Origin of the sequence: Lonsdalea quercina subsp. quercina (assembly GCF_000688655.1) — a bacterium.
In the GTDB taxonomy this organism is placed as follows: Bacteria; Pseudomonadota; Gammaproteobacteria; order Enterobacterales; family Enterobacteriaceae; genus Lonsdalea; species Lonsdalea quercina.
Map to the genome: position 1 here is coordinate 38502 of NZ_JIBO01000010.1, position 23363 is coordinate 61864.

General features: G+C 60.2%; 20 protein-coding genes. 9 read left to right on the plus strand and 11 right to left on the minus strand.

Annotated features, from left to right (window positions below; translation table 11 throughout):
• The first annotated feature begins 240 nt into the window (after positions 1–240).
• From RZ35_RS10850 to gsiD, 4 genes are all read left to right on the plus strand, one after another.
• The gene (locus RZ35_RS10850; RefSeq protein WP_026743320.1) at positions 241–2139 is read left to right on the plus strand and encodes a dipeptide ABC transporter ATP-binding protein; all 1899 of its coding nucleotides are present in this window, start codon (positions 241–243) and stop codon (positions 2137–2139) included.
• Positions 2140–2165: 26 nt separating this feature from the next.
• The gene (gene gsiB, locus RZ35_RS10855; protein WP_026743321.1) at positions 2166–3707 is read left to right on the plus strand and encodes a glutathione ABC transporter substrate-binding protein GsiB; all 1542 of its coding nucleotides are present in this window, start codon (positions 2166–2168) and stop codon (positions 3705–3707) included.
• An 87-nt stretch (positions 3708–3794) separates the two neighbouring features.
• Positions 3795–4715 (plus strand): glutathione ABC transporter permease GsiC, encoded by a 921-nt coding sequence (gene gsiC, locus RZ35_RS10860; RefSeq protein ID WP_026743322.1) that lies wholly within the window; start codon positions 3795–3797, stop codon positions 4713–4715.
• An 8-nt stretch (positions 4716–4723) separates the two neighbouring features.
• The gene (gene gsiD / locus RZ35_RS10865) at positions 4724–5629 is read left to right on the plus strand and encodes a glutathione ABC transporter permease GsiD (RefSeq protein WP_026743323.1); all 906 of its coding nucleotides are present in this window, start codon (positions 4724–4726) and stop codon (positions 5627–5629) included.
• Positions 5630–5748: 119 nt separating this feature from the next.
• On the opposite strand, the gene RZ35_RS10870 is transcribed toward gsiD, so the two are convergent.
• The 5 genes from RZ35_RS10870 to bioA all read right to left on the minus strand — a co-directional run bounded on the left by RZ35_RS10870 (position 5749) and on the right by bioA (position 11218).
• Positions 5749–7446, minus strand: a complete 1698-nt coding sequence (locus RZ35_RS10870; protein WP_026743324.1) for an NAD-dependent malic enzyme — start codon at positions 7444–7446, stop codon at positions 5749–5751.
• 186 nt (positions 7447–7632) lie between these two features.
• Complete coding sequence (gene cdd / locus RZ35_RS10875) at positions 7633–8520, minus strand: cytidine deaminase (RefSeq protein WP_026743325.1); 888 nt, start codon at positions 8518–8520, stop codon at positions 7633–7635.
• Between the two features lie 177 nt (positions 8521–8697).
• Positions 8698–9393 carry a CidB/LrgB family autolysis modulator gene (locus RZ35_RS10880; RefSeq protein ID WP_026743326.1) on the minus strand — a complete coding sequence of 232 codons (696 nt, stop codon included), beginning with the start codon at positions 9391–9393 and terminating at the stop codon, positions 8698–8700.
• The gene (locus RZ35_RS10885) at positions 9387–9806 is read right to left on the minus strand and encodes a CidA/LrgA family protein (RefSeq protein ID WP_026743327.1); all 420 of its coding nucleotides are present in this window, start codon (positions 9804–9806) and stop codon (positions 9387–9389) included. Before RZ35_RS10885 ends, RZ35_RS10880 begins: the two co-directional genes overlap by 7 nt.
• A gap of 110 nt (positions 9807–9916) precedes the next feature.
• On the minus strand, positions 9917–11218 hold the full coding sequence (gene bioA / locus RZ35_RS10890) for an adenosylmethionine--8-amino-7-oxononanoate transaminase (protein ID WP_036153233.1): 1302 nt from the start codon (positions 11216–11218) through the stop codon (positions 9917–9919).
• Positions 11219–11307: 89 nt separating this feature from the next.
• Between bioA and bioB the strand changes: the two genes are divergently transcribed.
• The 5 genes from bioB to uvrB all read left to right on the plus strand — a co-directional run bounded on the left by bioB (position 11308) and on the right by uvrB (position 17584).
• Complete coding sequence (gene bioB, locus RZ35_RS10895) at positions 11308–12345, plus strand: biotin synthase BioB (RefSeq protein ID WP_026743329.1); 1038 nt, start codon at positions 11308–11310, stop codon at positions 12343–12345.
• Positions 12346–13494, plus strand: coding sequence for an 8-amino-7-oxononanoate synthase (bioF, locus tag RZ35_RS10900; RefSeq protein ID WP_026743330.1), 1149 nt, complete (start codon positions 12346–12348; stop codon positions 13492–13494). It begins immediately after the preceding gene.
• A complete protein-coding gene (bioC, locus tag RZ35_RS10905; protein WP_026743331.1) occupies positions 13481–14245 on the plus strand; it encodes a malonyl-ACP O-methyltransferase BioC in 765 nt (254 codons plus the stop codon). Before bioF ends, bioC begins: the two co-directional genes overlap by 14 nt.
• On the plus strand, positions 14238–14921 hold the full coding sequence (gene bioD / locus RZ35_RS10910; RefSeq protein WP_026743332.1) for a dethiobiotin synthase: 684 nt from the start codon (positions 14238–14240) through the stop codon (positions 14919–14921). The genes bioC and bioD overlap by 8 nt, the downstream gene beginning before the upstream one ends.
• Positions 14922–15571: 650 nt before the next feature.
• The gene (uvrB, locus tag RZ35_RS10915; RefSeq protein ID WP_026743333.1) at positions 15572–17584 is read left to right on the plus strand and encodes an excinuclease ABC subunit UvrB; all 2013 of its coding nucleotides are present in this window, start codon (positions 15572–15574) and stop codon (positions 17582–17584) included.
• A 218-nt stretch (positions 17585–17802) separates the two neighbouring features.
• Here uvrB and RZ35_RS10920 read toward each other — a convergent pair whose 3' ends face one another.
• From RZ35_RS10920 to RZ35_RS10945, 6 genes are all read right to left on the minus strand, one after another.
• Positions 17803–19305, minus strand: coding sequence for a class I adenylate-forming enzyme family protein (locus RZ35_RS10920; RefSeq protein ID WP_026743334.1), 1503 nt, complete (start codon positions 19303–19305; stop codon positions 17803–17805).
• Entirely contained in the window at positions 19302–20093 is a 792-nt protein-coding gene (locus RZ35_RS10925; RefSeq protein ID WP_036153237.1) for a VOC family protein, read from the minus strand. Before RZ35_RS10925 ends, RZ35_RS10920 begins: the two co-directional genes overlap by 4 nt.
• Before the next feature lie 7 nt (positions 20094–20100).
• The gene (locus RZ35_RS10930; RefSeq protein WP_026743336.1) at positions 20101–20520 is read right to left on the minus strand and encodes a PaaI family thioesterase; all 420 of its coding nucleotides are present in this window, start codon (positions 20518–20520) and stop codon (positions 20101–20103) included.
• A 35-nt stretch (positions 20521–20555) separates the two neighbouring features.
• Entirely contained in the window at positions 20556–21560 is a 1005-nt protein-coding gene (locus tag RZ35_RS10935) for a quinone oxidoreductase family protein (protein ID WP_455709709.1), read from the minus strand.
• Positions 21561–21592: 32 nt separating this feature from the next.
• Positions 21593–22585: an ABC transporter substrate-binding protein gene (locus RZ35_RS10940; RefSeq protein ID WP_026743338.1), complete on the minus strand. Its 993-nt coding sequence runs from the start codon at positions 22583–22585 to the stop codon at positions 21593–21595.
• 4 nt (positions 22586–22589) lie between these two features.
• Entirely contained in the window at positions 22590–23363 is a 774-nt protein-coding gene (locus RZ35_RS10945) for an ABC transporter permease (RefSeq protein ID WP_026743339.1), read from the minus strand.

Sequence of the window (23363 nt, forward strand, 5' to 3'; positions counted from 1 at the left end):
GGGGAGAACGCAGTGGATGAGTGCGCGCTACGCCGCAGGTTGAAAATGTGAATGAGAGGGCTTCTTTGGCCTTATAGCGCGTAATTATGTGTAGTAACTTTTTGTTATAAAAGATCTTTTTATCATCCAGCCGATTGATTTGTGCTTTACATTGACGCCAGCGCTAAATATAGTCGAAAACCGATGAGGATCCCGTAACGACAGCGGCGGGAAGCGAGTTTTATGGGAGATTCAGCGTACATGACACTGTCGTCTCAGATAGATCGATCACCTACCTCCGAGGCAGGTAGCGCAGGGACGCTGCCCCCACAGCGCGTACTCGACGTTCACGGGTTGGGCGTGAATTTTATGCATCATCAAAGCCGGATAGATGCGGTTCGAGACTTATCTTTCACCGTCGATCGCGGCGAGACGCTGGCGATCGNCGGTGAGTCCGGCTCCGGCAAGTCGGTCACTTCACTGGCGCTGATGCGCCTGATTGAGCAGGCGGGCGGCGCGTTCTCCGGCGGCGAACTGCTGTTCCGCCGTCGCGACGGCCAGGTCGTCGACCTTCGTCAAATCCCCCAGTCCCAGATGCGGCATATTCGCGGCGCGGATATGGCGATGATTTTTCAGGAACCCATGACGTCCCTGAACCCGGTCTTTCCCGTCGGCGAACAAATCGCCGAGTCGGTGCGTCTGCATCAGGGGCTGGACACAGCCAGCGCCCGACGCGAGGCGCTGCACATGCTGGATCGGGTGCGGATCCCGGAAGCCGCCAACGTTCTGAAGCGCTATCCGCATCAGCTCTCCGGCGGCATGCGCCAGCGCGTGATGATTGCGATGGCGCTCTCTTGCCGGCCGAAGCTATTGATTGCGGATGAGCCGACGACGGCGCTGGATGTGACCATTCAGGCGCAAATTCTCGCGTTGATTCGTTCGCTGCAACGCGAGATGGAGATGGGGGTGATCTTCATCACTCACGATATGGGCGTGGTGGCCGAAATGGCGGACCGCGTGCTGGTCATGCATCGCGGCGTCTGCGTCGAATCCGGCGCTGTCGCTCCTCTGTTCTCCGCGCCGCAGGAGTCTTACACGCAGGCCTTGCTGGCCGCCGTTCCGCGCCTGGGGGCCATGAACGGACATCCTTTCCCACTGCCTTTCGAGTTGCCGGGGCACTCGCAGGAAGTTGCCCCGGTTCCGCAGGACACCATACCTGCCGGCGCGCCACCAGTTCTGCAAGTTGAGAATCTGGTGACGCGATTCCCCCTTCGTTCAGGGATCTTGAACCGCATCACCCGTCAGGTTCATGCCGTGGAACATGTCAGCTTCGAGCTTTATCCGGGCGAAACGCTGGCATTGGTCGGCGAGTCCGGTTGCGGTAAATCCACCACCGGCCGCTCGCTGCTGCGGTTGGTCGACAGTCAGGATGGCGTGATTACCTTTAACGGACGACGTATCAACCAGCTGAAAGGGGCCGCGTTGCAGCATCTGCGCCGAGATATTCAGTTTATCTTTCAGGACCCTTATGCCTCGCTGGACCCGCGCCAGACGGTGGGGTACTCCATCATGGAGCCGCTGTTGGTGCATCAGGTCGCCAGTCGGGGGGAGGCGGAACAGCGCGTTGCCGCGCTGCTGGAGCGAGTGGGTCTGCTGCCGGAGCATGCGCAGCGCTATCCCCACGAGTTTTCCGGCGGTCAGCGGCAGCGTATTTGCATCGCACGGGCGCTGGCGCTCAATCCTAAGGTGGTAATCGCGGACGAGTGCGTTTCGGCGTTGGATGTTTCCATACAGGCACAGATCGTCAATTTGATGATGGATATTCAGCGCGAATTCGGCACCGCATTTTTGTTTATTTCCCACGACATGGCGGTGGTAGAACGCATCAGCCATCGTGTGGCGGTGATGTATATGGGGCAAATTGTCGAGATTGGCACGCGTCAGGATGTTTTCGAAAACCCTCAGCACCCCTATACGCGCAAGCTGATGGCGGCGGTGCCTAGCCCCGATCCTGCCCGACGTCGTCAGGAATCGACGCTACAGATTGATGAAATACCCAGCCCGATCCGGGCATTGGGCGATGAGCCCGCGACGACTCCGCTGGTACAGGTGGGAGAGCGACACTTCGTCGCCCGCCACCGTATCGCCGGCGCCTACTGATAGGGAATACAAGGAGAATGCACAACATGAAAACAGTTAAGACGCATCGCTGGCTGTTGGCGGCGGGCATCGCGGCTTCAATGACCGCCGCGCCGGTATGGGCGGCGAAGGATGCGGTCATCGCCGTCGCCTCCAACTTCACGACGCTCGATCCTTACGACGCTAACGATACGCTGTCCCAGACGGTGGCCAAGTCGTTCTATCAGGGGCTGTTCGGTTTCGATAAGGAGATGAAGCTCACCCACGTTCTGGCGGAGAGCTATCAGGCCAGCCCCGACGGCACCGTATATACCATCAAACTGCGGCCGGGGGTGAAATTCCATGACGGTAGCGACTTCAACGCCGAAGCGGTGAAGGTCAACTTCGATCGCGCCAGCAATCCGGACAACCACCTTAAGCGTTACAACCTGTTCAAGAGTATCGCCAGCACTGAAGTGGTCGACCCGCTGACGGTGAAAATCACGCTGAAAACGCCGTTCTCCGCGTTCGTCAACAATCTGGCGCATCCCGCGGCGGTCATCATCTCGCCCGCGGCGCTGAAGCAGTATGGCAAAGAGATTGGCTTCCACCCGGTCGGAACGGGGCCATATCGCTTTGTGACCTGGAATCAGACCGACTTTGTGAAGGTGGAAAAATTCGCCGGATACTGGCAGTCCGGTCTACCGAAGTTGGACAGCATCACGTGGCGTCCCATCGTTGATAACAATACGCGCGCGGCGCTGTTGCAGACCGGCGAGGCGCAGTTCGCCTATCCGATCCCCTTCGAGCAGGCCAAGCTGCTGGAAAAGGACAAGGCTATCTCGCTGGTGGCGTCGCCGTCGATCCTGCATCGCTACATCAGCTTCAACGTGACGCAAAAGCCGTTCGACAATCCTAAAGTTCGTCAGGCGATCAACTACGCCATCAACAAGGACGCGTTAATCAAGGTCGCGTTTTCGGGCTATGCGGTGCCTTCCGAGGGGCCGCTGCCCGCCGGCATCGACTATGCGGTGCAGTATAAGCCGTGGCCGTACGATCCGGCCAAGGCGCGCGAGCTGCTCAAAGAAGCCGGTTACCCCAACGGTTTCACCACCACGTTGTGGTCGTCGCATAACCACAGCACGGCGCAAAAAGTCTTACAGTTCACCCAGCAGCAGCTGGCGCAGGTGGGCATCAAGGTGCAGGTAACGGCGATGGACGCCGGACAGCGCGCCGCGGAAGTGGAAGGCAAAGGCGTTAAAGAGAGCGGGGTGAGAATGTTCTACACCGGCTGGTCCGCCTCCNCCGGCGAAGCCGACTGGGCGCTAAGCCCACTGTTCTCGACCGCCGCCTGGCCCCCCGCGCAGTTCAACACCGCGTTCTACAGCAACCCGGCGGTGGACGCCGATCTCGCCAACGCGTTGAAAACGACGGATCGCGCCGAGAAGCAAAAACTCTATGCCGACGCGCAGGACAAAATCTGGGCCGATGCGCCCTGGGCGTTCCTGGTGACGGAAAAACTGGTGTCAGCCAATAGCAAGAAACTGACCGGCTTCTACATGATGCCGGACACTTCGTTCAGTTTTGATAACGCCGACCTGACTGAATAATCAACCTGCGCCGCCGGCTTCAGACCGGCGGCTTTTCCGACCGGCGTATCGGCCGGGCGGCGAAACACCGTATGTGGAAAGGCGTCAATGCTGAATTATTTTCTCAAACGTTTACTGGGACTCATCCCAACCTTATTCATCGTCATGGTGCTGGTGTTTCTGTTTGTTCACCTGCTGCCGGGCGATCCCGCGCGTCTGGTGGCCGGACAGGATGCGGATGCCGAAGTGGTGCAGATGGTGCGCCAGGAACTGGGGTTGGATCGACCGCTGCCGCAGCAGTTTTTGCATTTTCTGGCTAATGTGCTGCAGGGAGACTTCGGCCACTCGATGGTGTCCAAACGGCCGGTCACGGAAGAGATCGCCACCCGCTTCATGCCGACGTTTTGGCTGACGGTATGCAGCATGGCCTGGGCGACGCTGTTTGGCATGAGCATGGGGATGGTCTCCGCCGTGTGGCGCAACCGCTGGCCGGATCGGGTTGGCATGACGCTGGCGGTGTCGGGACTCTCTTTCCCGGCTTTCGCGCTGGGCATGCTGTTGATGCAGGTCTTCTCTGTGAAATTGGGCTGGCTGCCGACCGTCGGGGCCGACAGCTGGCGGCACTATATCCTGCCGTCCATCACGCTGGGCGCGGCCGTGGCGGCGGTGATGGCCCGTTTTACCCGCGCGTCCTTCGTCGAGGTGATGCAGGAAGACTATATGCGCACCGCCCGCGCCAAAGGGGTGCGGGAGTCGCTGGTCATCGTCAAACACGGATTGCGCAATGCGCTGATCCCCGTTGTGACGATGATGGGGCTACAGTTCGGCTTTCTGCTGGGCGGCTCCATCGTGGTTGAGAAGGTCTTCAACTGGCCGGGATTGGGCCGATTATTGGTGGACGCCGTGGAGATGCGCGACTACCCCGTGATCCAGGCGGAAGTGCTGCTGTTTTCGCTGGAGTTTATTCTTATCAACCTATTGGTGGATATGCTGTATGCGGCCATCAATCCGGCTATTCGTTATCAGTGAGGGATAGAATGAAAAACTGGCGACGCAACGCCGCGATATCAGCCATGCCGACGGCGACGGCGGAGAAAAACCGGACGCCGCTGCGGGAATTCTGGCGGCGCTTCTGTCAACAGCGGGTGGCGCTGGTCGCCGGCCTGTTTGTCGTGCTGCTGGTGCTGGTGGCGGTGTTCGCCCCTTATCTGGCGCCGTTCGACGCGGAAAATTACTTTGACTATGACCGGTTGAACGAAGGGCCGTCGGCGCTGCACTGGCTGGGCGTGGATTCGCTGGGGCGGGATATTTTCAGCCGGATTCTACTGGGCGCGCGGATTTCTCTGGTGTCCGGGGTGTGTTCCGTGCTGGTTGGTATGGTGATCGGCTCGGCGCTGGGGTTGCTGGCGGGGTACTACGAAGGGGTGTGGGATCGCGTCATCATGCGCATCTGCGATGTGTTGTTCGCTTTCCCAGGGATCCTGCTGGCGATTGCCGTCGTGGCGATAATGGGCAGCGGCATGGCGAACGTGGTGGCGGCGGTCGCGATTTTCAGCATTCCGGCCTTTGCCCGACTGGTACGCAGCAACACGCTGGTGTTGAAGCATCAGACGTTTATTGAGTCGGCGCGCAGCATCGGAGCGTCCGATTGGACTATCGTACTGCGCCATATTCTGCCCGGCACCGTGTCGTCCATCGTCGTGTATTTCACCATGCGCATCGGGATGTCGATCATCGCCGCCGCGAGCCTGTCGTTTTTGGGATTGGGCGCGCAGCCGCCGATGCCGGAGTGGGGGGCGATGCTTAACGAGGCGCGGTCGGATATGGTGCTGGCGCCTCACGTGGCGATTTTCCCCAGCCTGGCGATCTTTCTGACGGTGCTGGCATTCAACCTGCTGGGCGACGGTTTGCGTGATGCGTTGGATCCTAAGCTGAAGTCGTAGCCACGTCTTTCAACGGTTTGCATCGGACTTTTAAGATGAAAAAAAGACGCCGCGTCGAACATGACGCGGCGTCTTTGTGTCTGGCGTCCGCGCGGGAATGCGGCGCGGACAAGGTGAGATTAGAACGAGGTACGTTTGTACGTGCGGTACTGCGGGTGCCAGAAGTTGTGCTCGATCGCCTTGATCAGCGCTTCTTCGGAGGTCACTTCCGCGACGCCGTCTTCTTGCGCCATTTTGGCGACTTCCAGCGCAATGTGATGCGACACTTCCTGAATTTTCTCGATCTCTGGCAGCAGCCCGCCTTTGCCGTCGTTCGCCAACGGTGAACAGTCGGCCAGCGCGCGACTGGCCGCCATCAGCATACCGTCGGTGATGCGACGCGCGCCGCTTGCCAGCACGCCGAGACCGATGCCGGGGAAGATATAGGAGTTGTTGCACTGGGCGATCGGGTAGATTTCGCCTTTATGCGTGACGGGCGCGAACGGGCTGCCGGTCGCGACCAGCGCGGTACCGTCGGTCCAGTTGAAGATATCTTCCGGACGCGCTTCCACGCGTGAGGTCGGGTTGGACAGCGGCATGACGATAGGACGCGCGCAGTTGCTGTTCATCTCACGGATGATCTCTTCCGTGAACAGCCCCGGCTGGCCGGAAACGCCGATCAGCACGGTCGGCTTGGCGTTTTGCATCACTTCCAGCAGAGAAATCGCGTCGCTGCTGACATCCCAATGCGCGATTTTCTCGCTCTTTTGCACCAGCGGGCTTTGGAAGTTGAGCAAGTTCGGCAGTTTGTCGGTCAGCAGGCCGAAACGGTCGACCATGAAGACGCGTGAGCGGGCTTCTTCATCGGTCAGGCCTTCGGCCACCATCTGTGCGATGATCTGTTCGGCGATGCCGCACCCGGCGGAACCGGCCCCGAGGAAGGCGACGGTCTGGTCGCGCAGCTGGCTGCCGGCGGCGCGGCTGGCGGCAATCAGGCTGCCCAGCGCCACGGCGGCGGTGCCCTGAATATCATCGTTGAAGCTACAGATTTCATCCCGGTAGCGGTTCAGCAGCGGCATGGCATTGCCCTGCGCGAAGTCTTCGAATTGCAGCAGAACGTTCGGCCAGCGGCGTTTTACCGCCTGAATGAATTCGTCCACAAAGGCGTAGTATTCATCGCCGGAAATACGCGGGTGACGCCAGCCCATGTAGAGCGGGTCGTTCAGCAACTGTTGGTTATTGGTACCGGCATCCAGCACCACCGGCAGGGTGTAGGCCGGGCTGATGCCGCCGCAGGCGGTGTACAGCGACAGCTTACCGATAGGAATGCCCATGCCGCCGATACCCTGATCGCCCAGACCCAGAATACGCTCGCCGTCGGTCACCACGATGACCTTGACGTTCTGTTTGGTGGCGTTTTGGAGCATATCGTCGATGTGTTCACGGTTCGGATAGGAGATAAACAGACCGCGCGCACGGCGATAGATATCGGAAAAATGTTCGCAGGCTTCGCCGACGGTCGGGGTGTAGATGATCGGCATCATCTCACTCAGGTGACCCTGCAGCAGTCGGTAAAACAGCGTCTCGTTAGTATCCTGAATGTTACGCAGATAGACATGCTTTTCGATGTCGGTTTTAAAGCCTTCGTATTGACGCCAGGCGCGTTCGGCCTGTTCTTCAATGGTTTCGACCGCTTCCGGCAGCAGGCCGGTCAGATTGAAATGAGATCGTTCTTCTTCGGTAAAAGCGCTGCCTTTGTTCAGTAGCGGAAATTCGAGGAGGATGGGACCAGCATAAGGTATATAGAGGGGGCGTTTACTTTCGTATTCTAATTCCATGACTTTTAGCTCTTTTTTTTAGGGGTAACAGAAATGGGTTCAGGTGCAGCAACGAAATGAAGTGTCTTTAAAATCTTAAAGAACCCACTGAATATGTACAGGCAATGTTAATTAAAATAATTACATATGACTTGCATTCAACTAAAAAGTGAGCAAGGTCACACCCTGTTTGGCCTTGGGCAACAATCACGCAATAACAACGTACCGTAAATCAACATCTCCCAAGGCCCCCAACATGGCCTGAGTGGCGCTTCGCTGACTGGTGGCGGCCTGTTGACGTTCCACTAACACAGCATGACGTAAATCCCCGAATTTTTCCCCGGACAGATTCATCAGGTTCAGCGCCGCCTGTAGCGGCGGCAAGCTAGGGTTGAAGGCCGCATTTTCAGCGTAACAGCCGATGTAGATCGTTCCCGAATAGGTCTGCAAAGCGATGCCGCTGTAGGCCTCCGTGTACGGCGCATGACTACGATTGGCCGCCGCCAGCGCGGCTTGCACTAACGTGTCTTCGCTATACAAACTCAATCCGTGATGAACCGGGTCCATCAGCAACGTAGCGACATTCAGATCGCGCGGGCCGAAGGCGTCGGGCAGATAGTGAGAAAGGGGCCGAGGCGTGCGTTCGGGCAGGCTGATGCTCAGTGTCGACGCGGAGTTCAATTCGTTGATGAACTGACGGCAGTGGCCGCAGGGCGAATAGTTGACGGTCAACGTGCGCAGTGCCCGCTCATGACGGAGCCAGGCATGGGTGATGGCGCTTTGCTCCGCATGGACGCTTTGTTGCAGCGGCATGCCGGGAAATTCCATATTGGCGCCAAAATAGAGATTGCCACTGGCACCCTGGGTGACCGCGCCGACCTGAAAACGCGAGATCGGCGCGTGGGCGCAGGCCGCCGCCAGCGGAAGCAGCATCAGCGCAAGCTGTGCTTCATCAACCTGACCGGCGAGGCAGAGACGCCCAACGTCCGCGGCGGACAGCCACGCGGCGAAATCTCCCCGGTTGAGCATCGGCGTGATCACCGCCTGCATCGCGTCGGGCAACTGGCTGAGTGCGGCGTGAAACCGTGGTTGCATGTACGTCCCCCTTTTCATTGTTCTTTTTTCAAGCATAGCGGACAGCCGAAGTTGAATCGCAAAATTGTGATCATTAGCACAATGGCATGAAATAGAATGAAAAAATGAGCGACAATATTCATCAAGATATGACTCTCGTGGGCGCTCACCCGCAACGGTTGGTCAGCGCGCCTGACCTTAGTGCGCCATCAGCAACAGCAGCGGGAAGACGAACGGGGCGAGCAGCGACGTCATAATGCCGCAGATCACCAATGCCAGAGAACTGAACGCGCCTTCCTGAAAGTCGACTTCCGCGCAGCGGGCGGTGCCCAGGGCGTGGGACGCTGTGCCCATCGAGAGTCCGCGCGCCGACTTCACCGTAATCTTGAGCCGATTGAGCAGGCTGTGTCCCATCACCGCGCCGAGGATCCCGACGAAAATCACGCAGACGGCGCTAATGGCGGGAATGCCGCCTATCGAGCTGGCCACCGCCATCGCGATGGGAGTGGTGACGGACTTCGGCAGGACCGACGCGGCGATTTCCGGCGTTGCGCCCAGCCACAGGGCGACCAGCGTGCCGCTGACGATCGCGGTCAGACTGCCGACAAAACAGACGGTAATAATGGATTTCCACCGGGCGCGAATTTGATGAATCTGCTCATAAAGTGGGAATGCCAGCGCGACCACGGCGGGCTGCAACAGGTTGTTCAGCACTTCGCTGCCTTTGAAATAGTGTTCGTAAGGAATACGTAGCAGCAGCAGGACGGGAATAATGATGAGCATGGACACCAGCAGCGGATTGAGCAGCGGCATGTTCAGTTTAATCGCCACCTGGCGCGCGCCGAAGAACACCAGCAGCGTCAGCGGCAAGGACCACCATAAATAGGTCAGCATTGCTCTTTTTCCTTAGCTGCCTGCGGGGTTCGGGTTCCCGGCAGCGTCCTCTCTCTGTGCATGATTTGGGTGCAGTAACCGACAACCACCATCACAATCAGCGTGCTGATCAGGCAGGAGACGACGATGGGTCCAAACTGGCTGCGCAACAGATCGAAATAGCTCATCACGCCGACGCCGATAGGGACGAACAGCAATGCCATATAGCGGATCAGCACGTGACAACCGGGTCGCACCCAGTCGGCGGGAAGGATTTGCGAAGAGAGCAGGGCGAAAAGGATCAGCATGCCAATGATGCTGCCGGGGATAGTGATAGGCAGTAACGCGGATATCGTATTGCCTGCGTAAAGGCACAGGTAAATCAATACGAAAGCGCGTAAATACTGCCAGCAGAGTGTGATCGTATTACGCATGGAAGGATTCCTGATTATCTGGGGGGATTTATGATAGCGCTAACCGAAAGCCGGTGCTACGGGTTGCGCAGCACCGGTTCCCCCGTTTGGAATCCCAGGCGTTTTCGTCGCTAAACCGCGGTTGAGTCGAACAATTCATCCTGCGACAAGGCTTCGGCGATCGCATTCGTGAGTCGTGATAAGGATTCTGCTGAAATAATATACGGAGGCATGAGGTAGATCAGTTTGCCAAACGGCCGTATCCAGACACCTTTGTTAACAAAAAAGCGTTGCAGCCGCGCCATATTCACCGGCGCGACGGTCTCCACCACGCCGATGGCGCCCAGAACACGGACATCAGCAACGCGCGGAGAAGCGGCCAGAGGCAATAACTCAGCGCGCAGCTGCGCTTCAATCGCCGCGACCTGAGACGACCAATGTCCCTCTTCCAACAGCGCCAGGCTGGCGTTGGCGGCCGCGCAGGCCAGCGGGTTCCCCATAAAGGTCGGTCCGTGCATAAAGCAGCCCGCCTCGCCGTCGCTGATGGTGTTGGCGATGTGTCGGGTGGCGAGCGNCGCGGACAGCGTCATATAGCCGCCGGTGAGGGCTTTACCGAGGCACAGAATGTCCGGCGTGATGCCCGCATGTTCGCAGGCGAACAGTTTGCCGGTGCGGCCGAAGCCGGTCGCAATCTCATCGGCGATCAGCGGAATACCGTACTGGTCGCATAGCTGGCGCACCCGACGCAGATACTGGGGATGATAGAAGCGCATGCCGCCAGCGCCCTGTACGATCGGCTCCAGGATCACGGCCGCGATGCGCTCCGCGTGCTGTTCGACGATCGCCGTCAGCGAATCGCCGTCCTCCTCCCGCCACTCTTCATTAAAGCGACACTGCGGCGCATCCGCGAACAGGTGCGGCGGCAGATATCCCTGATAAAGGCTGTGCATCGAATTTTGCGGATCGCACACCGACATCGCGCCCAGCGTATCGCCATGATAGCCGTGACGCAGCGTCACAAACTGGCGACGCGACTGTCCCTGCGCCTGCCAATACTGCAACGCCATCTTCATGGCGACCTCGACCGCTACCGAGCCGGAATCCGCCAGAAAGACGCACTCCAGCGCATCCGGCGTCATCGCCACCAGCCGACGACACAGCGCGATGGCGGGCGCATGGGTGATGCCGCCGAACATGACGTGGGACATCTGGCCCAGCTGTTCCGTGACGGCCTGATTGATGCGGGGATGGTGATAGCCGTGGATCGCGGCCCACCAGGAGGACATGCCGTCCACCAGCTTACGGCCGTCTTCCAACTGTAGCTCCACGCCGTGTGCGGCGCTGACCGGATAGCAGGGCAGGGGCTGGGTCATGGACGTATACGGATGCCAGATATGGCGTTGGTCAAACTGGAGATCGTCTGGAGTGATCATAACTTGTCAACTAAATCTAATTCAATTTGGTTGACAGTATATCCCCATAAATTACACTGACGAAATCTTTTTCACCCGGAGTTGTAGTGATGTCAGAACGAGTTCAATGGACGTTGGAACAGGCACAAGACCTGTTTAATAAGCCCTTTCTGGAGCTGATGTATGAGGCGCAGACCGTTCACCGGCAGCATTTCGATCCGCGCCAGGTGCAGGTCAGCACGCTGCTGTCTATCAAGACCGGGGCCTGCCCAGAAGACTGCAAATATTGCCCCCAGAGTTCCCGTTATCGTACCGGCATCGAAACCGAGCGTTTGATGCAGGTGGAGCAGGTGATGACTTCCGCCCGTCAGGCCAAGGCCGCAGGCTCGACCCGTTTCTGTATGGGCGCCGCCTGGAAAAACCCGCATGAGCGCGACATGCCCTATTTGGAAGAAATGGTGCGCGGCGTGAAAGCGCTGGGAATGGAAACCTGCATGACGTTGGGGACGTTACAAGGCGATCAGGCGGAGCGACTGGCGGAAGCGGGGCTGGATTTCTACAACCATAACCTCGATACCTCGCCGGAATTCTACGGCAGCATCATCACCACCCGAACCTATCAGGAACGTCTGGATACGCTCGGCAAAGTGCGCGAGGCGGGGATCAAAGTCTGTTCCGGCGGGATCATCGGTCTGGGCGAAACGGTGCGCGACCGCGCCGGTCTGCTGGTGCAGCTGGCCAATCTGCCGACGCCGCCGGAGAGCGTGCCGATCAACATGCTGGTCAAGGTCAAAGGCACGCCACTGGCCGAAAACGAGGACGTCGATCCGTTCGATTTCGTGCGTACCATCGCCATCGCTCGCATCATGATGCCGACGTCGCACGTCCGTCTGTCCGCCGGGCGCGAGCAGATGAGCGAGCAGACGCAGGCCATGTGTTTTATGGCCGGGGCGAACTCGATTTTCTACGGCTGCAAGCTGTTGACGACGCCGAACCCGAAGGAAGACAAAGACCTGCAGCTGTTCCGCAAGCTGGGACTCAACCCGCAGCAGACCAGCACCGAGTATGGCGACAACCAGCAGCAGCAACATCTGACCGAGCAGCTGATGAACGCCGACACCGAGCAGTTCTACAACGCGGCGGTCTAAATGGGCTGGCAGCAACGTATCGAACGGGCGCTGGCGCAGCGTCGCGAGGAGGGCGCCTACCGTCAGCGTCAGGTGAATGAAGGTGGCGGCGGGCGCTGGCTGGAGACCCACGGCCGCGGCTATCTGAATTTTTCCAGCAACGACTATCTTGGCATCAGCCGGCATCCCAGCATGGTGCGCGCATGGCAGCAGGGCGCCGAGCGTTTCGGCGTGGGCAGCGGCGGTTCGGGACATGTCACCGGCTACAGCGTCGCACACGAAGCGCTGGAGCGGCAGCTGGCAGACTGGCTCGGCTACGATCGCGCGCTGCTGTTCGTCTCCGGCTATGCCGCCAATCAGGCGGTGATCGCCGCGCTGGCGGACGCGGGAGATCGCATTCTGGCCGACAAACTCAGCCATGCATCGCTCTTGGAGGCGTCCACGTTGTCCCCGGCCACGCTGCGCCGCTTCCCGCACAATCAGCCGGAAGGGCTGGAACGCCTGTTGCGCGCGCCGTGCGACGGGCAGACGCTCGCGGTGACGGAAGGAATCTTCAGCATGGATGGCGATGCGGCGCCGCTGCCTGAACTTCAGGCGGCGAGTCGTCGGCACGGCGCCTGGCTGATGGTCGACGACGCTCACGGCATCGGCGTGCTGGGCGAACAAGGGCGCGGCAGCTGCTGGACTCAAGGCGTACAGCCTGAGCTGCTGATCGTCACCTTTGGCAAAGCGTTCGGCGCCAGCGGGGCGGCGGTTCTCTGTCGCCACGACGTCGCGGAGTATCTGACTCAGTTTGCTCGCCATCTTATCTACAGCACTTCTATGCCGCCTGCGCAGGCCTGCGCATTGAGCGCGGCGCTGGAGGTGGTGCGCAAAGGTGATGATCTGCGACAAAAACTGGCGGACAACATCGCCCGTTTTCGTCGCGGCGCCGCCGGGCTGGCTTATCAGTTGCAACCGTCCCAAAGCGCGATTCAACCGCTGATCGTCGGCGACAATCGTCAGACGCTGGCGTTGTCTCAGACGCTGCGGGAGCAGGGATTATGGGTCGGCGCGATGCGACCGCCGACGGTGCCGCCGGGCACCTCTCGCCTGCGTATCACCTTGACGGCGAGTCATACGCCGCAGGATATCGACCGGCTGCTGGAGGTGTTGCATGACGCCGGCTGAGTCTCCCCATAAGCAGGCGATTGCGCGAGCGTTTGGCCGCGCCGCCACGCGCTACGATCGTTTTGCCGAACTACAGCGTGATAGCGGGGAGCGCCTGATGTCGCTGCTGGGTGATTATGCCGGGGGGGAATTGCTGGACGCAGGCTGTGGGACGGGTTATTTCAGCCGCCGCTGGCAGGCCCAGGGCAAACGCGTGACCGCGCTGGATCTGTCGTCGCAGATGCTGGCGGCAGCGCGGCAGCGGGCGTCGGCATCACACTATGTGCTGGGCGATATCGAACATCTGCCGTTGCCGACGGCCAGTGTGGATCTGAGCTTCAGCAATCTGGCGATCCAGTGGTGCGACGATCTGTCTCGCGGACTGGGCGAGCTATACCGCGTGACGCGGCCCGGCGGCGCAGTCGCTTTCTGTACGCTGGCTCAAGGCACGCTGGCGGAGCTGGAGGACGCATGGCTGCGTCTGGATGGCTCGCGCCGGGTCAATCGTTTCTTGACGGCGCCGGAGATCGAGGCGGCCTGTCAGCCCTATCGCTATCGGTTGGTCAGCGCGCCGCTGACCTGCTATTTCCCCGATGTGCTGAGCCTGATGCGTTCGCTGAAAGGCGTGGGCGCGACCTGGTTGCACGAGGGGAGACCTTCCCGCGCGATCAATCGGGAACGACTGCGGGCGCTGGCGGAGGTCTATCCCCGAGAGCCGCAGGGCTACCCTCTAACGTATCAACGAATTCTGGGAGTGATAGAACATGACTAAGCGCTGGTTCGTGACCGGTACGGACACCGACGTAGGCAAAACCGTCGCCAGCGCCGCGCTATTACAGGCGGCAGGACGCCTAGGTTATCTCACCGCGGGCTATAAGCCGGTGGCCTCCGGCTGCGAGATGACGCCGGAAGGGTTACGTAACCGGGATGCGCTGTGGTTGCAGGCCAACAGCCGTCTGGCGTTGGCCTATGACGAAGTCAACCCGTTGGCTTTCGCCGAGCCGACGTCGCCTCATATCATCAGCGCGGAAGAGGGGCGCCCGATCGCGTTCAACGCGCTCAGCGCAGGTTTGCGCGCGCTGACGGCCCGTGCGGAGTGGGTGCTGGTGGAAGGAGCTGGCGGGTGGTTCACGCCGCTTTCCGGACGGCAGACCTTTGCAGACTGGGTGGGGGAAGAACAACTGCCGGTCATTCTTGTCGTCGGCGTCAAGCTGGGTTGCATTAATCACGCCATGCTGACCGCGCAGGCGGTGCAGCAGGCCGGGCTGACGCTGGCGGGGTGGATCGCCAATGACGTCGCCCCTCCGGGGAAACGTCATCAGGAGTATCTGCAGGCGCTTCAGCAGCTCATTTCCGCGCCGATGCTGGGAGAAATCCCGCATTTGACTCATCCAGACCCTCTGCAGAATCTGGGGCAATATCTGGACCCTTCAGTACTTTGCGCCTAATCGGCAACCGAAAGACCAAAGGCGCTAAAAGATTGATAGGGAAAATCATCTTGAAAAAAATATTTTCACGGTGAGCTTGGGTGTTTTTTTTGACGTTAATCAACACTCAAGCGCCTTTTTTTCTCATGCCAGATCACCATCACGCGGCAAAATAAACTTAAAAAAAATGATTGCGTCTTCATACAGTGAGTCTGGGTCGTTATCTCCAACTCAGTACCGCCGGGCTGTTGTGGGAGTTATCCACCATTTCTGTGGATAACTGTGTGCATGAGGATTAGAAAAGCTCATTCAGCCGAGAGCTGGCGCGGGTTTTACTCGGGTTGACGGTATTCTCGGCTTTTTATCAAAAACCATATAAATCAATAAATTAACTAAAATCAAGCGTCATTTAACAGGCCATTGAAGAGTTGTGTATATTCCGTTCAACGTTCAAGACATTTTGATGTCATTGCGATGACAGCTGGGGATAAAATGCGACTGCGCGCTGGCTAAGGGCATCTCAGTATGCTAAAGCGGCACACGGGACTTGAGGCTGTTGTTATATCCAGTATCATGCGGCTGGCATTCATCCCGATCGCTTTCCATACTGAGAATGTCGACATTGTGACCGACCGTCTTTTTTTCATCTCTCCAATCAGGTAGCCCTGCTCATGAGTAAAGAATTTAAACTGCATTCCGCCTACCAACCCGCAGGCGACCAACCGGAAGCGATTCGCAAACTGAAAGAGGGGTTGGAAGACGGCCTGGCACACCAGACATTGCTCGGCGTGACCGGGTCTGGCAAGACCTTCACTGTGGCTAACGTCATCGCCGNCCTTAACCGGCCGACGATGGTGCTGGCGCCCAACAAAACCCTGGCGGCGCAGCTGTATGGCGAAATGAAGGAGTTCTTCCCTGAGAACGCGGTGGAGTACTTCGTCTCTTACTATGACTACTATCAGCCGGAAGCCTACGTGCCGAGTTCGGATACGTTCATCGAGAAAGATGCGTCGGTGAACGAACATATCGAGCAGATGCGTCTCTCCGCCACCAAAGCGTTGCTGGAGCGGCGCGATGTCGTGGTGGTGGCTTCCGTCTCGGCTATCTATGGTCTGGGCGATAAGGCGCTGTATCTGAAAATGATATTGCACCTGTCGCAAGGCATGCTGATCGGTCAGCGAGATATTTTGCGTCGATTGGCTGAATTGCAGTATGCCCGTAACGATCAGGCTTTCCAGCGCGGCACCTTCCGGGTGCGTGGCGATGTCATCGACATCTATCCGGCGGAGTCGGACGACGTAGCGCTGCGTGTCGAGCTGTTCGACGACGAAGTGGAGCGGCTGTCGTTGTTTGATTCGCTGACCGGTCAGATCATCAGTAACGTGCCGCGTTTTACCATTTATCCCAAGACGCACTACGTCACGCCGCGCGAGCGCATCCTCCAGGCGATGGAAGAGATCAAGGCAGAGTTGGCCGACCGCCGCAAGGTGATGCTCGCCAACAACAAACTGCTGGAAGAACAGCGTCTGATGCAGCGCACCACGTTCGACCTGGAAATGATGAACGAGTTGGGTTACTGCTCCGGCATCGAGAACTACTCCCGCTACCTGTCCGGCCGCGGTCCCGGCGAGCCGCCGCCGACGTTGTTCGACTATTTGCCGGCGGACGGCCTGCTGGTGATCGACGAATCTCACGTCACTATCCCGCAGTTGGGCGGGATGTATCGCGGCGACCGGGCGCGCAAGGAAACGCTGGTAGAGTACGGTTTCCGTCTACCGTCGGCGTTAGACANCCGGCCGATGAAGTTTGAAGAGTTTGAGGCCCTCGCGCCGCAGAGCATCTATGTTTCGGCGACGCCGGGCAAGTATGAACTGGAGAAGTCCGGCGGCGAAGTCATCGATCAGGTCGTGCGTCCTACGGGTCTGCTGGACCCCATTATCGAAGTGCGGCCGGTGGCCACGCAGGTGGACGACCTGCTGTCGGAAATCCGCAAGCGCGTCGCCATCAACGAGCGCGTATTGGTGACGACGCTGACGAAACGGATGGCGGAGGACCTGACGGAGTATCTGGAAGAGCACGGCGAGCGCGTGCGCTACCTGCACTCGGATATCGACACGGTAGAGCGGGTGGAGATCATCCGCGACCTGCGGCTTGGCGAGTTCGACGTGCTGGTCGGGATCAACCTGCTGCGAGAAGGGCTGGATATGCCGGAGGTCTCGCTGGTGGCGATACTGGATGCGGACAAAGAAGGCTTCCTGCGTTCCGAACGATCGCTGATCCAGACCATCGGCCGCGCGGCGCGTAACCTGAACGGTAAAGCCATTCTTTACGGCGACAGGATCACTCCGTCGATGGAAAGGGCGATCTCGGAGACGCAGCGGCGCAGAGAAAAACAGCAAGAGTACAACGAGCAACACGGCATTGTGCCGCAGAAGCTCAACAAGAAAATCGGCGATATCCTACAGATCGGGCAGTCGCCCAATAATAAGGGCAAGGGCCGAAGCCGTCAGGCCGCCGAGCCGGATGCCCGCTACGCGCTGCTGACGCCAAAGGCGCTGGAGCAGAAAATCGTCGAGCTGGAGGCGCAAATGCTTAAGCACGCGCAGAATCTGGAGTTCGAGGACGCCGCCAGCCTGCGAGACGAGGTTCAGGCGCTGCGGGCGCAGTTTATCGCGGTCTCGTGATAGCGGGGCATGACACCCGCACGGTTAACAGGACCCGCGATGGATAAGATAACGTCAGGTACGGATGCGCTGTTTATCGCAGGCTTTAATCCGATCACGACGTCGGCGACGAACGCTGGCCTGATCAGTACTCGATTCTCCAGAGCTGGCTGCCGTTCAAGGTGAAGGACTTCGCTGTGGCTGCGTCAGCCTGACGATACCGAAGGTTAACGCTCCCCCTACCGCTCATTGGTTTGCATGCGTCGGGCGGCCTCCGCTTTCAGCGCGCTGCGGTCGATTTTGTTGGTGCCCGCCAGTGGAAAGCGGTCGAGCAGCCAGATACGGCGGGGATGCAGATAGGCCGCGCCGTGGGTCAACGCAAAGGCCTTGAGCGACGCCTCGTCACACTGTCGGCCCTGACGTAAAATGACCCAGGCGACGGGTTTGGCTCCTTTAATCTTATCGTCCACCGGCACCACGCAGGCCTGTTGCACGTCCGGGTGACGCTCCAGCAACTGCTCCACCTCGCTCGGATAGATATTTTCCCCTCCGCAGACAAACATATCGTCATGACGACCGACAAAGGTGTAAAAACCTGTTTCGTCGCGCCGGAATACGTCGCCGGTGCGGTAGTAGCCGTCCGAGGTGAACGGTGGGGTGATGTCCGGTCGCTGGTGGTAACCCTGCATCAGCGCGGGACTGTTAATCTCCAGCACGCCGTAGTCGGACAGCGCGCCATCCGCCGCCCTTAATCGCACTTTCACCCGTGGATGCGGATAACCGTTCGCCAGCGGGGGCGGCTCCAGCCCCTCGGGATGCGGGCCGAAAACCACCGGGCCGCCCTCCGTCGTCCCATAGGCGTTGATGATGCGGGCGGCGGGCAGCAAACGGCGAATTTGCGCAAGCAGGCTGGCGCTGACCGGCGCCGATCCCATCCGCACCACCCGCACGCAGGTCAAATCGCTGTTCGCCAATAGCGCTTTTTCGCGCAGCATCATGGCGATCATCGGCGGCACGGCGGTCAGCCAGCTACAGCGGAAGTCGTGAATGGCGCGGATGTAGGCCGGGGCGGTGAACTGCGGCAGGATCACCGCGCTGACGCCGCTGGCCAGAGACGACAAGATCAATGCCAGCGCATTCATATGGTAGAACGGCGCGGCGATCAGTAGCCGTTCATTTTGCAGTTCGCCCGCGTCACGGCGGGTCTGGACGACCCACAAATGACTGTCGTGCGTCAGACGCACGCCTTTGGGCATGCCGCTGGAGCCGGAGGTGTACAGCAGCAGCGCCAGATCCTGCGGTCGCGCCTGATAGGGCGTTAAGGGTCCGGGGTCGGCAAATGCGCGCAGCGCATCATCGCTAAGAGCGATACGCGGCAGCGCGGGCGGAAGGCGGCCTCGCTGCGCGTCGTCACCGAACGCCAGCACGGCGCCGCTGTCTTGCAGAATGGCGTGCAAGGTGTCGGCCGGCAGTTTGATGTTAACCGGAACCGCCACCAGCCCGGCGCGCAGAATGCCAAGCAGCGCAGCGACGTAAGGCACGGAGTTCAGCGCCACTATCGCCACCCGGCTGCCGGGCTTAAATCCCCGCGCCAGCAGCGCGCGACCGATCGCGTCGGCCTGTTGATTAAGCTGCGCATAGTTGCAGGCGAGGGCGGGTCCTCCGTCCTGCGGGGCGATGAGCGCCGGGAGCGGGCTGTCGCGCAAGTCTGTGTTCAGTGCGCCGAGGTTGCGAGCGGTCATGGCAGAAACTCGAAGAGGGTGTTGAACATCGGGAGCGAGACGACAAGTTGCTCAGGCCGTTCGCTGAGCGGTAGTCCGAGCGTCCGCGCGCTTGCGGCGATCTGGCGGCGATCGCCGCCGTGAAAGCGGAGCACCGCAAACTGGCTGTCGCGCTGGACGTCGAGGGCGATCAGGGAGGAATAGCCCTGCGCGAAGGTGTCATGACTTAGAAAGGTCAGCGAAAATTTGGGCGTCAACGCGCCCAGCGCTCGGTATTGCTGCGTCAGCGCGTCCGGATCGCGGCCCACGACGGTCAACTGCCCGAGGCGCGAGACGCCGTTCGGATGCCGCAACCAGTCGTCGCGCCAGACCAGCTCCGGCGTATGGTGCTGGCAGAAGTAGAGGCGTCCGGCGCTGAAGCGGCCAGCGGCGAGGTGTACGGTGCTGAAACGCGCGGCCTGTNCGCGTCCGTCCAGCGTGACGGGGCGCGAGAAGTGGCTGACCGGCAGGGTGGCGAACCCCGCCTGCTGTAGGCTGGCGGCGCTGGCTTCGATGTCCTGACTGCCAAACACCAGTCCGTCCAGACCGCCCGGCCCGTCCAGCAGTTCCCGTCGTTGAGGCGGTTCATCCGGCGGCAGGCCGAGCACTTCCAGATAGTGTCCGTCGAACATCAGCAGATGGTTGATCGACCCCAGCGAGTGGCGACCGCGCGGTGTGAGCGTGAAGCCTAACTGTTGCAGCAGGAACGCCGCGCGGTCGGTGTCGAACCGGGCGTTGAGCACCACATGGTCGAGGGTGAGCGTCATCATCAGGGCCTCACGCGGTTGCGGTGGAATACAGGCCGCGGCCGCTGGCCACCAGACGACCCTCGCTGTCGAATAGCTCGGCTTCGGCGCAGGAGACCTGTTTGCCGAGCTTGATCACCCGACCCCGTGCGCGCAGGTCGCCGCGCGCCGGACGGTGATAGTCCACGTGCAGGTTTAGCGTGGGTACGCCGCGACCGGTAAAGGCCACCAGCGCCCAGTCGGCGGTGAGGTCGATGAGGGCCGCCAGAATACCGCCGTGGGTGTAGCCGCCCGCCGTATTCACGACCCATTCTTCACGCCAGCGCGCGGTGAGTTCAATCTCGCCATCGCCGACGGCGATGACGCTCAGGCCGAGCCACTGATGGTAGGGGCCGGCCAGCAGACGGGTCTGAACGTTGGCGAGCGTTAAGGAGGGAGAGGACTGCGTCATGGGCATGACCTTTATAGTGAATAAGAAAATGGCCCTCAGGGCGTGACGATAACCTTGCCGAGGACTTCGCGATCGCGGATCAGCCTTAATCCTTCAGCCGCCTGTTCCAGCGGGACGATGCGGTCGATCAGCGGGTCGATGTCGCCGCGGGCGACTTTATCGATGAGGGCGACCAAATCTTCTTTATAAAAACTGTTGGAGCCTTTGATATTCAGCTCGAAGCTCCATACATAGCGTAAATCCTCCTGCGGGTCGTATCCGGCGGTCGCACCGCAGACCAGCAGCAGGCCGCCGCGTTTCAGGCAGCGCAACGACGGCCGCCAGGTCTCTCCGCCGGTAAAGTTGATGACCACGTCCACGCCGCCTTCATAGGTGCGTCGCTGGGGCTTGCCGTAGGTGGCGATCGCCCAGCGGGAGAAGTCCGTTTCCCGATAATTCACAACGTGGTCGGCGCCCAGCGCCCGCAGCGCCTCGCCTTTTTCGTCACTGCCCGCGCAGGCGATAACCTCCGCGCCCAGCTGTTTCGCCAGCACCACGCAGGCGGAGCCGACGCCGCCGCTGGCGCCGAGGATCAGCACGCGGTCGCCCGCCTTGACGGTGCGATGGGNGATCAGCATGCGATGCGCGGTGCCATAGGCGACCGGCAGCGCCGCCGCCTGAGCGAAGCTGACGCGGTCGGGCAGGGCGATCAGCTGCGCGGCGTCGGCCAGCGCATATTCGGCCATGCCGCCGTCGATCATTTCGCCCATCAGTCCGACATTCGGCTTAAGCGGGTTGACCAGCACGCGGTCGCCCACGCGCCAGCCTTCAACGTTGTCTCCGATGTCGCTGATCGTGCCCGCCAGATCCAGACCGGGCACGACCGGCAGGGGTATGGAGATCCCCTGCATGCCCTGTACGGTGAACACATCGTGATAGTTAAACGACGACGCGCCGACGCGCAGCACGACATGGCCGGGTTGCGGCGTCGGCCGCGGATGCGTGTCGACGATCTGTAGCCGGTCGAGGTCGCCGTGCTGTGCCAGCACCAGCGCTTTCATGGTTTTGCTCACGGAGGGTCTCCTGTCGGCGGTTAGTTAGCCTGAGAGGCAAGGGTTTTTGACTGCTGATAAGGACCGGTCACAAACAGGTTGTCCTTCAACGCGCCCTTGATGGCGCCGCTTTCAAGGAACACCTTGTGCTGCAATTTCAGCGTGTCGATATCCGCTGGTTCGAACGACAGTCGGTTCATGCTCTGCCAGCGGCCGACGTAGACCTCGGCGTCTTTACGCGGCAGGTTGGCCTGGGTTTGCAGCAGCTGCGCCACTTGCTGCGGATGGTCCTGACCCCAGCTCAGCGTATCGCGCAGCGAGGCAATCACCCGGGCCACCGCCTCGGGATGCCGTTCGATAAAGTCGCTGCGGACGGCGCCGACGCCGATGTAAGGCACGGCGTCGCTGTGCGTGATTTTTCGCCACTCGTCCGCAAAGCTGCCGAGCGACCGGGTATGCAGGTCGTCCAGTTGTCCAATCGTCACCGAACGAAGCGCGGCGGCATCCACCTGTTTTTGCGACAGGAACTGCGCCAGACGTGATTCGTTGCCCCCGACCAGCGAGAAGTCCGCCGGTTTGATGCCGTAGTTGCGGCTGAGGATGGCGCTGGCGATCACCGCCACCGACGAGCCGGCGGGCGACATGCCGATCTTTTTGCCTTTCAACTGGTCAAGCGAGCTGATGGGGGAGTCCTCAGGGACGACAAATTGCACGTCAGCGGGCTGCGTGGCGGCGAAAATCTTCACCGGCACACCCTCGGCGGCCGTGCTGAAAATCCCGGCCAGCGGCGCGCCGAAGGCCAGATCGATAGAGCCGGAAGCCAAGGCCTTCACCGGCGCGTTCACGTCGGGAAAGTGAATGAACTCGGCGTCGATGCCGTGACGCGCCAGAAAATCGGTTTTTTCCAACACGGCGCCGTACCCAAGGCTAACGCCGCTGGTCCAGTAGCCGATGCGGACTTTCTCCGCCGCCGAGGCGGCCTGGGCGAACAGCGCCCCCGTGACTATCACAGCCGCGGCCACGTTAATTTTCATGTTGTTATTCCCGGGTCAGTTTTTTCCAGCGGAACAAACGGCGTTCCAGCGGTTTAAGAATGCCCCCCTCAAGCAGCAGCATGAGAGAGACCAGCAGTACCGTCCAGGCAAAGACCTGATCGGTTTGCACCAGATCGCCCGCCTGTCGCAGGCGATAGCCGATACCGTTCGACGCCCCCAGCGTCTCGGCCNCCAGCGAGACGCGCCAGCCGAAGCCGAAGGCCAGTCGCGCGCCGGAGAAGAAGTAAGGCAGGATCGTCGGCAGATAGATTTTCAGCAGCGTCTGCCAGCGGTTCATACGGAAGCTGCGCGCCAGTTCGAGGTACTGCGACTCCACCGTTTGCGCGCCTTGCCAAACGTTGGTCAGAATCAGCGGCATGGCGGTCATGAACACCACGAACACCGTCGTCGCGTTGGAGATGCCGAACCAGATGATGGCGAAGATCGCCCAGATGGCCGAAGACACGCTGTTGAACACCGACAATAGCGGCTCGAAGAACTGCGCCAGACGTCGACTTGCGCCGAGCGCCAACCCTAACGGCGTGCCGACCAGCGTCGCGAAACCAAAGCCCATCGCCACGCGGGATAGCGTGATGCCGACATCCTCCGGCAGCGTGCCGTTCCGCCACAGTAGGGCGAGCGCCTGCGCGGTTTTTTCCGGACCCGGCAGGATGAAGGCGGGCAGTCGCAGCGCCACTAACCACCACGCCAGCAGAAACATCGCCAGCAGAATGACGCGCTGTACTATCAGCGTGGACAGCGTACGCGTGGGCATCAT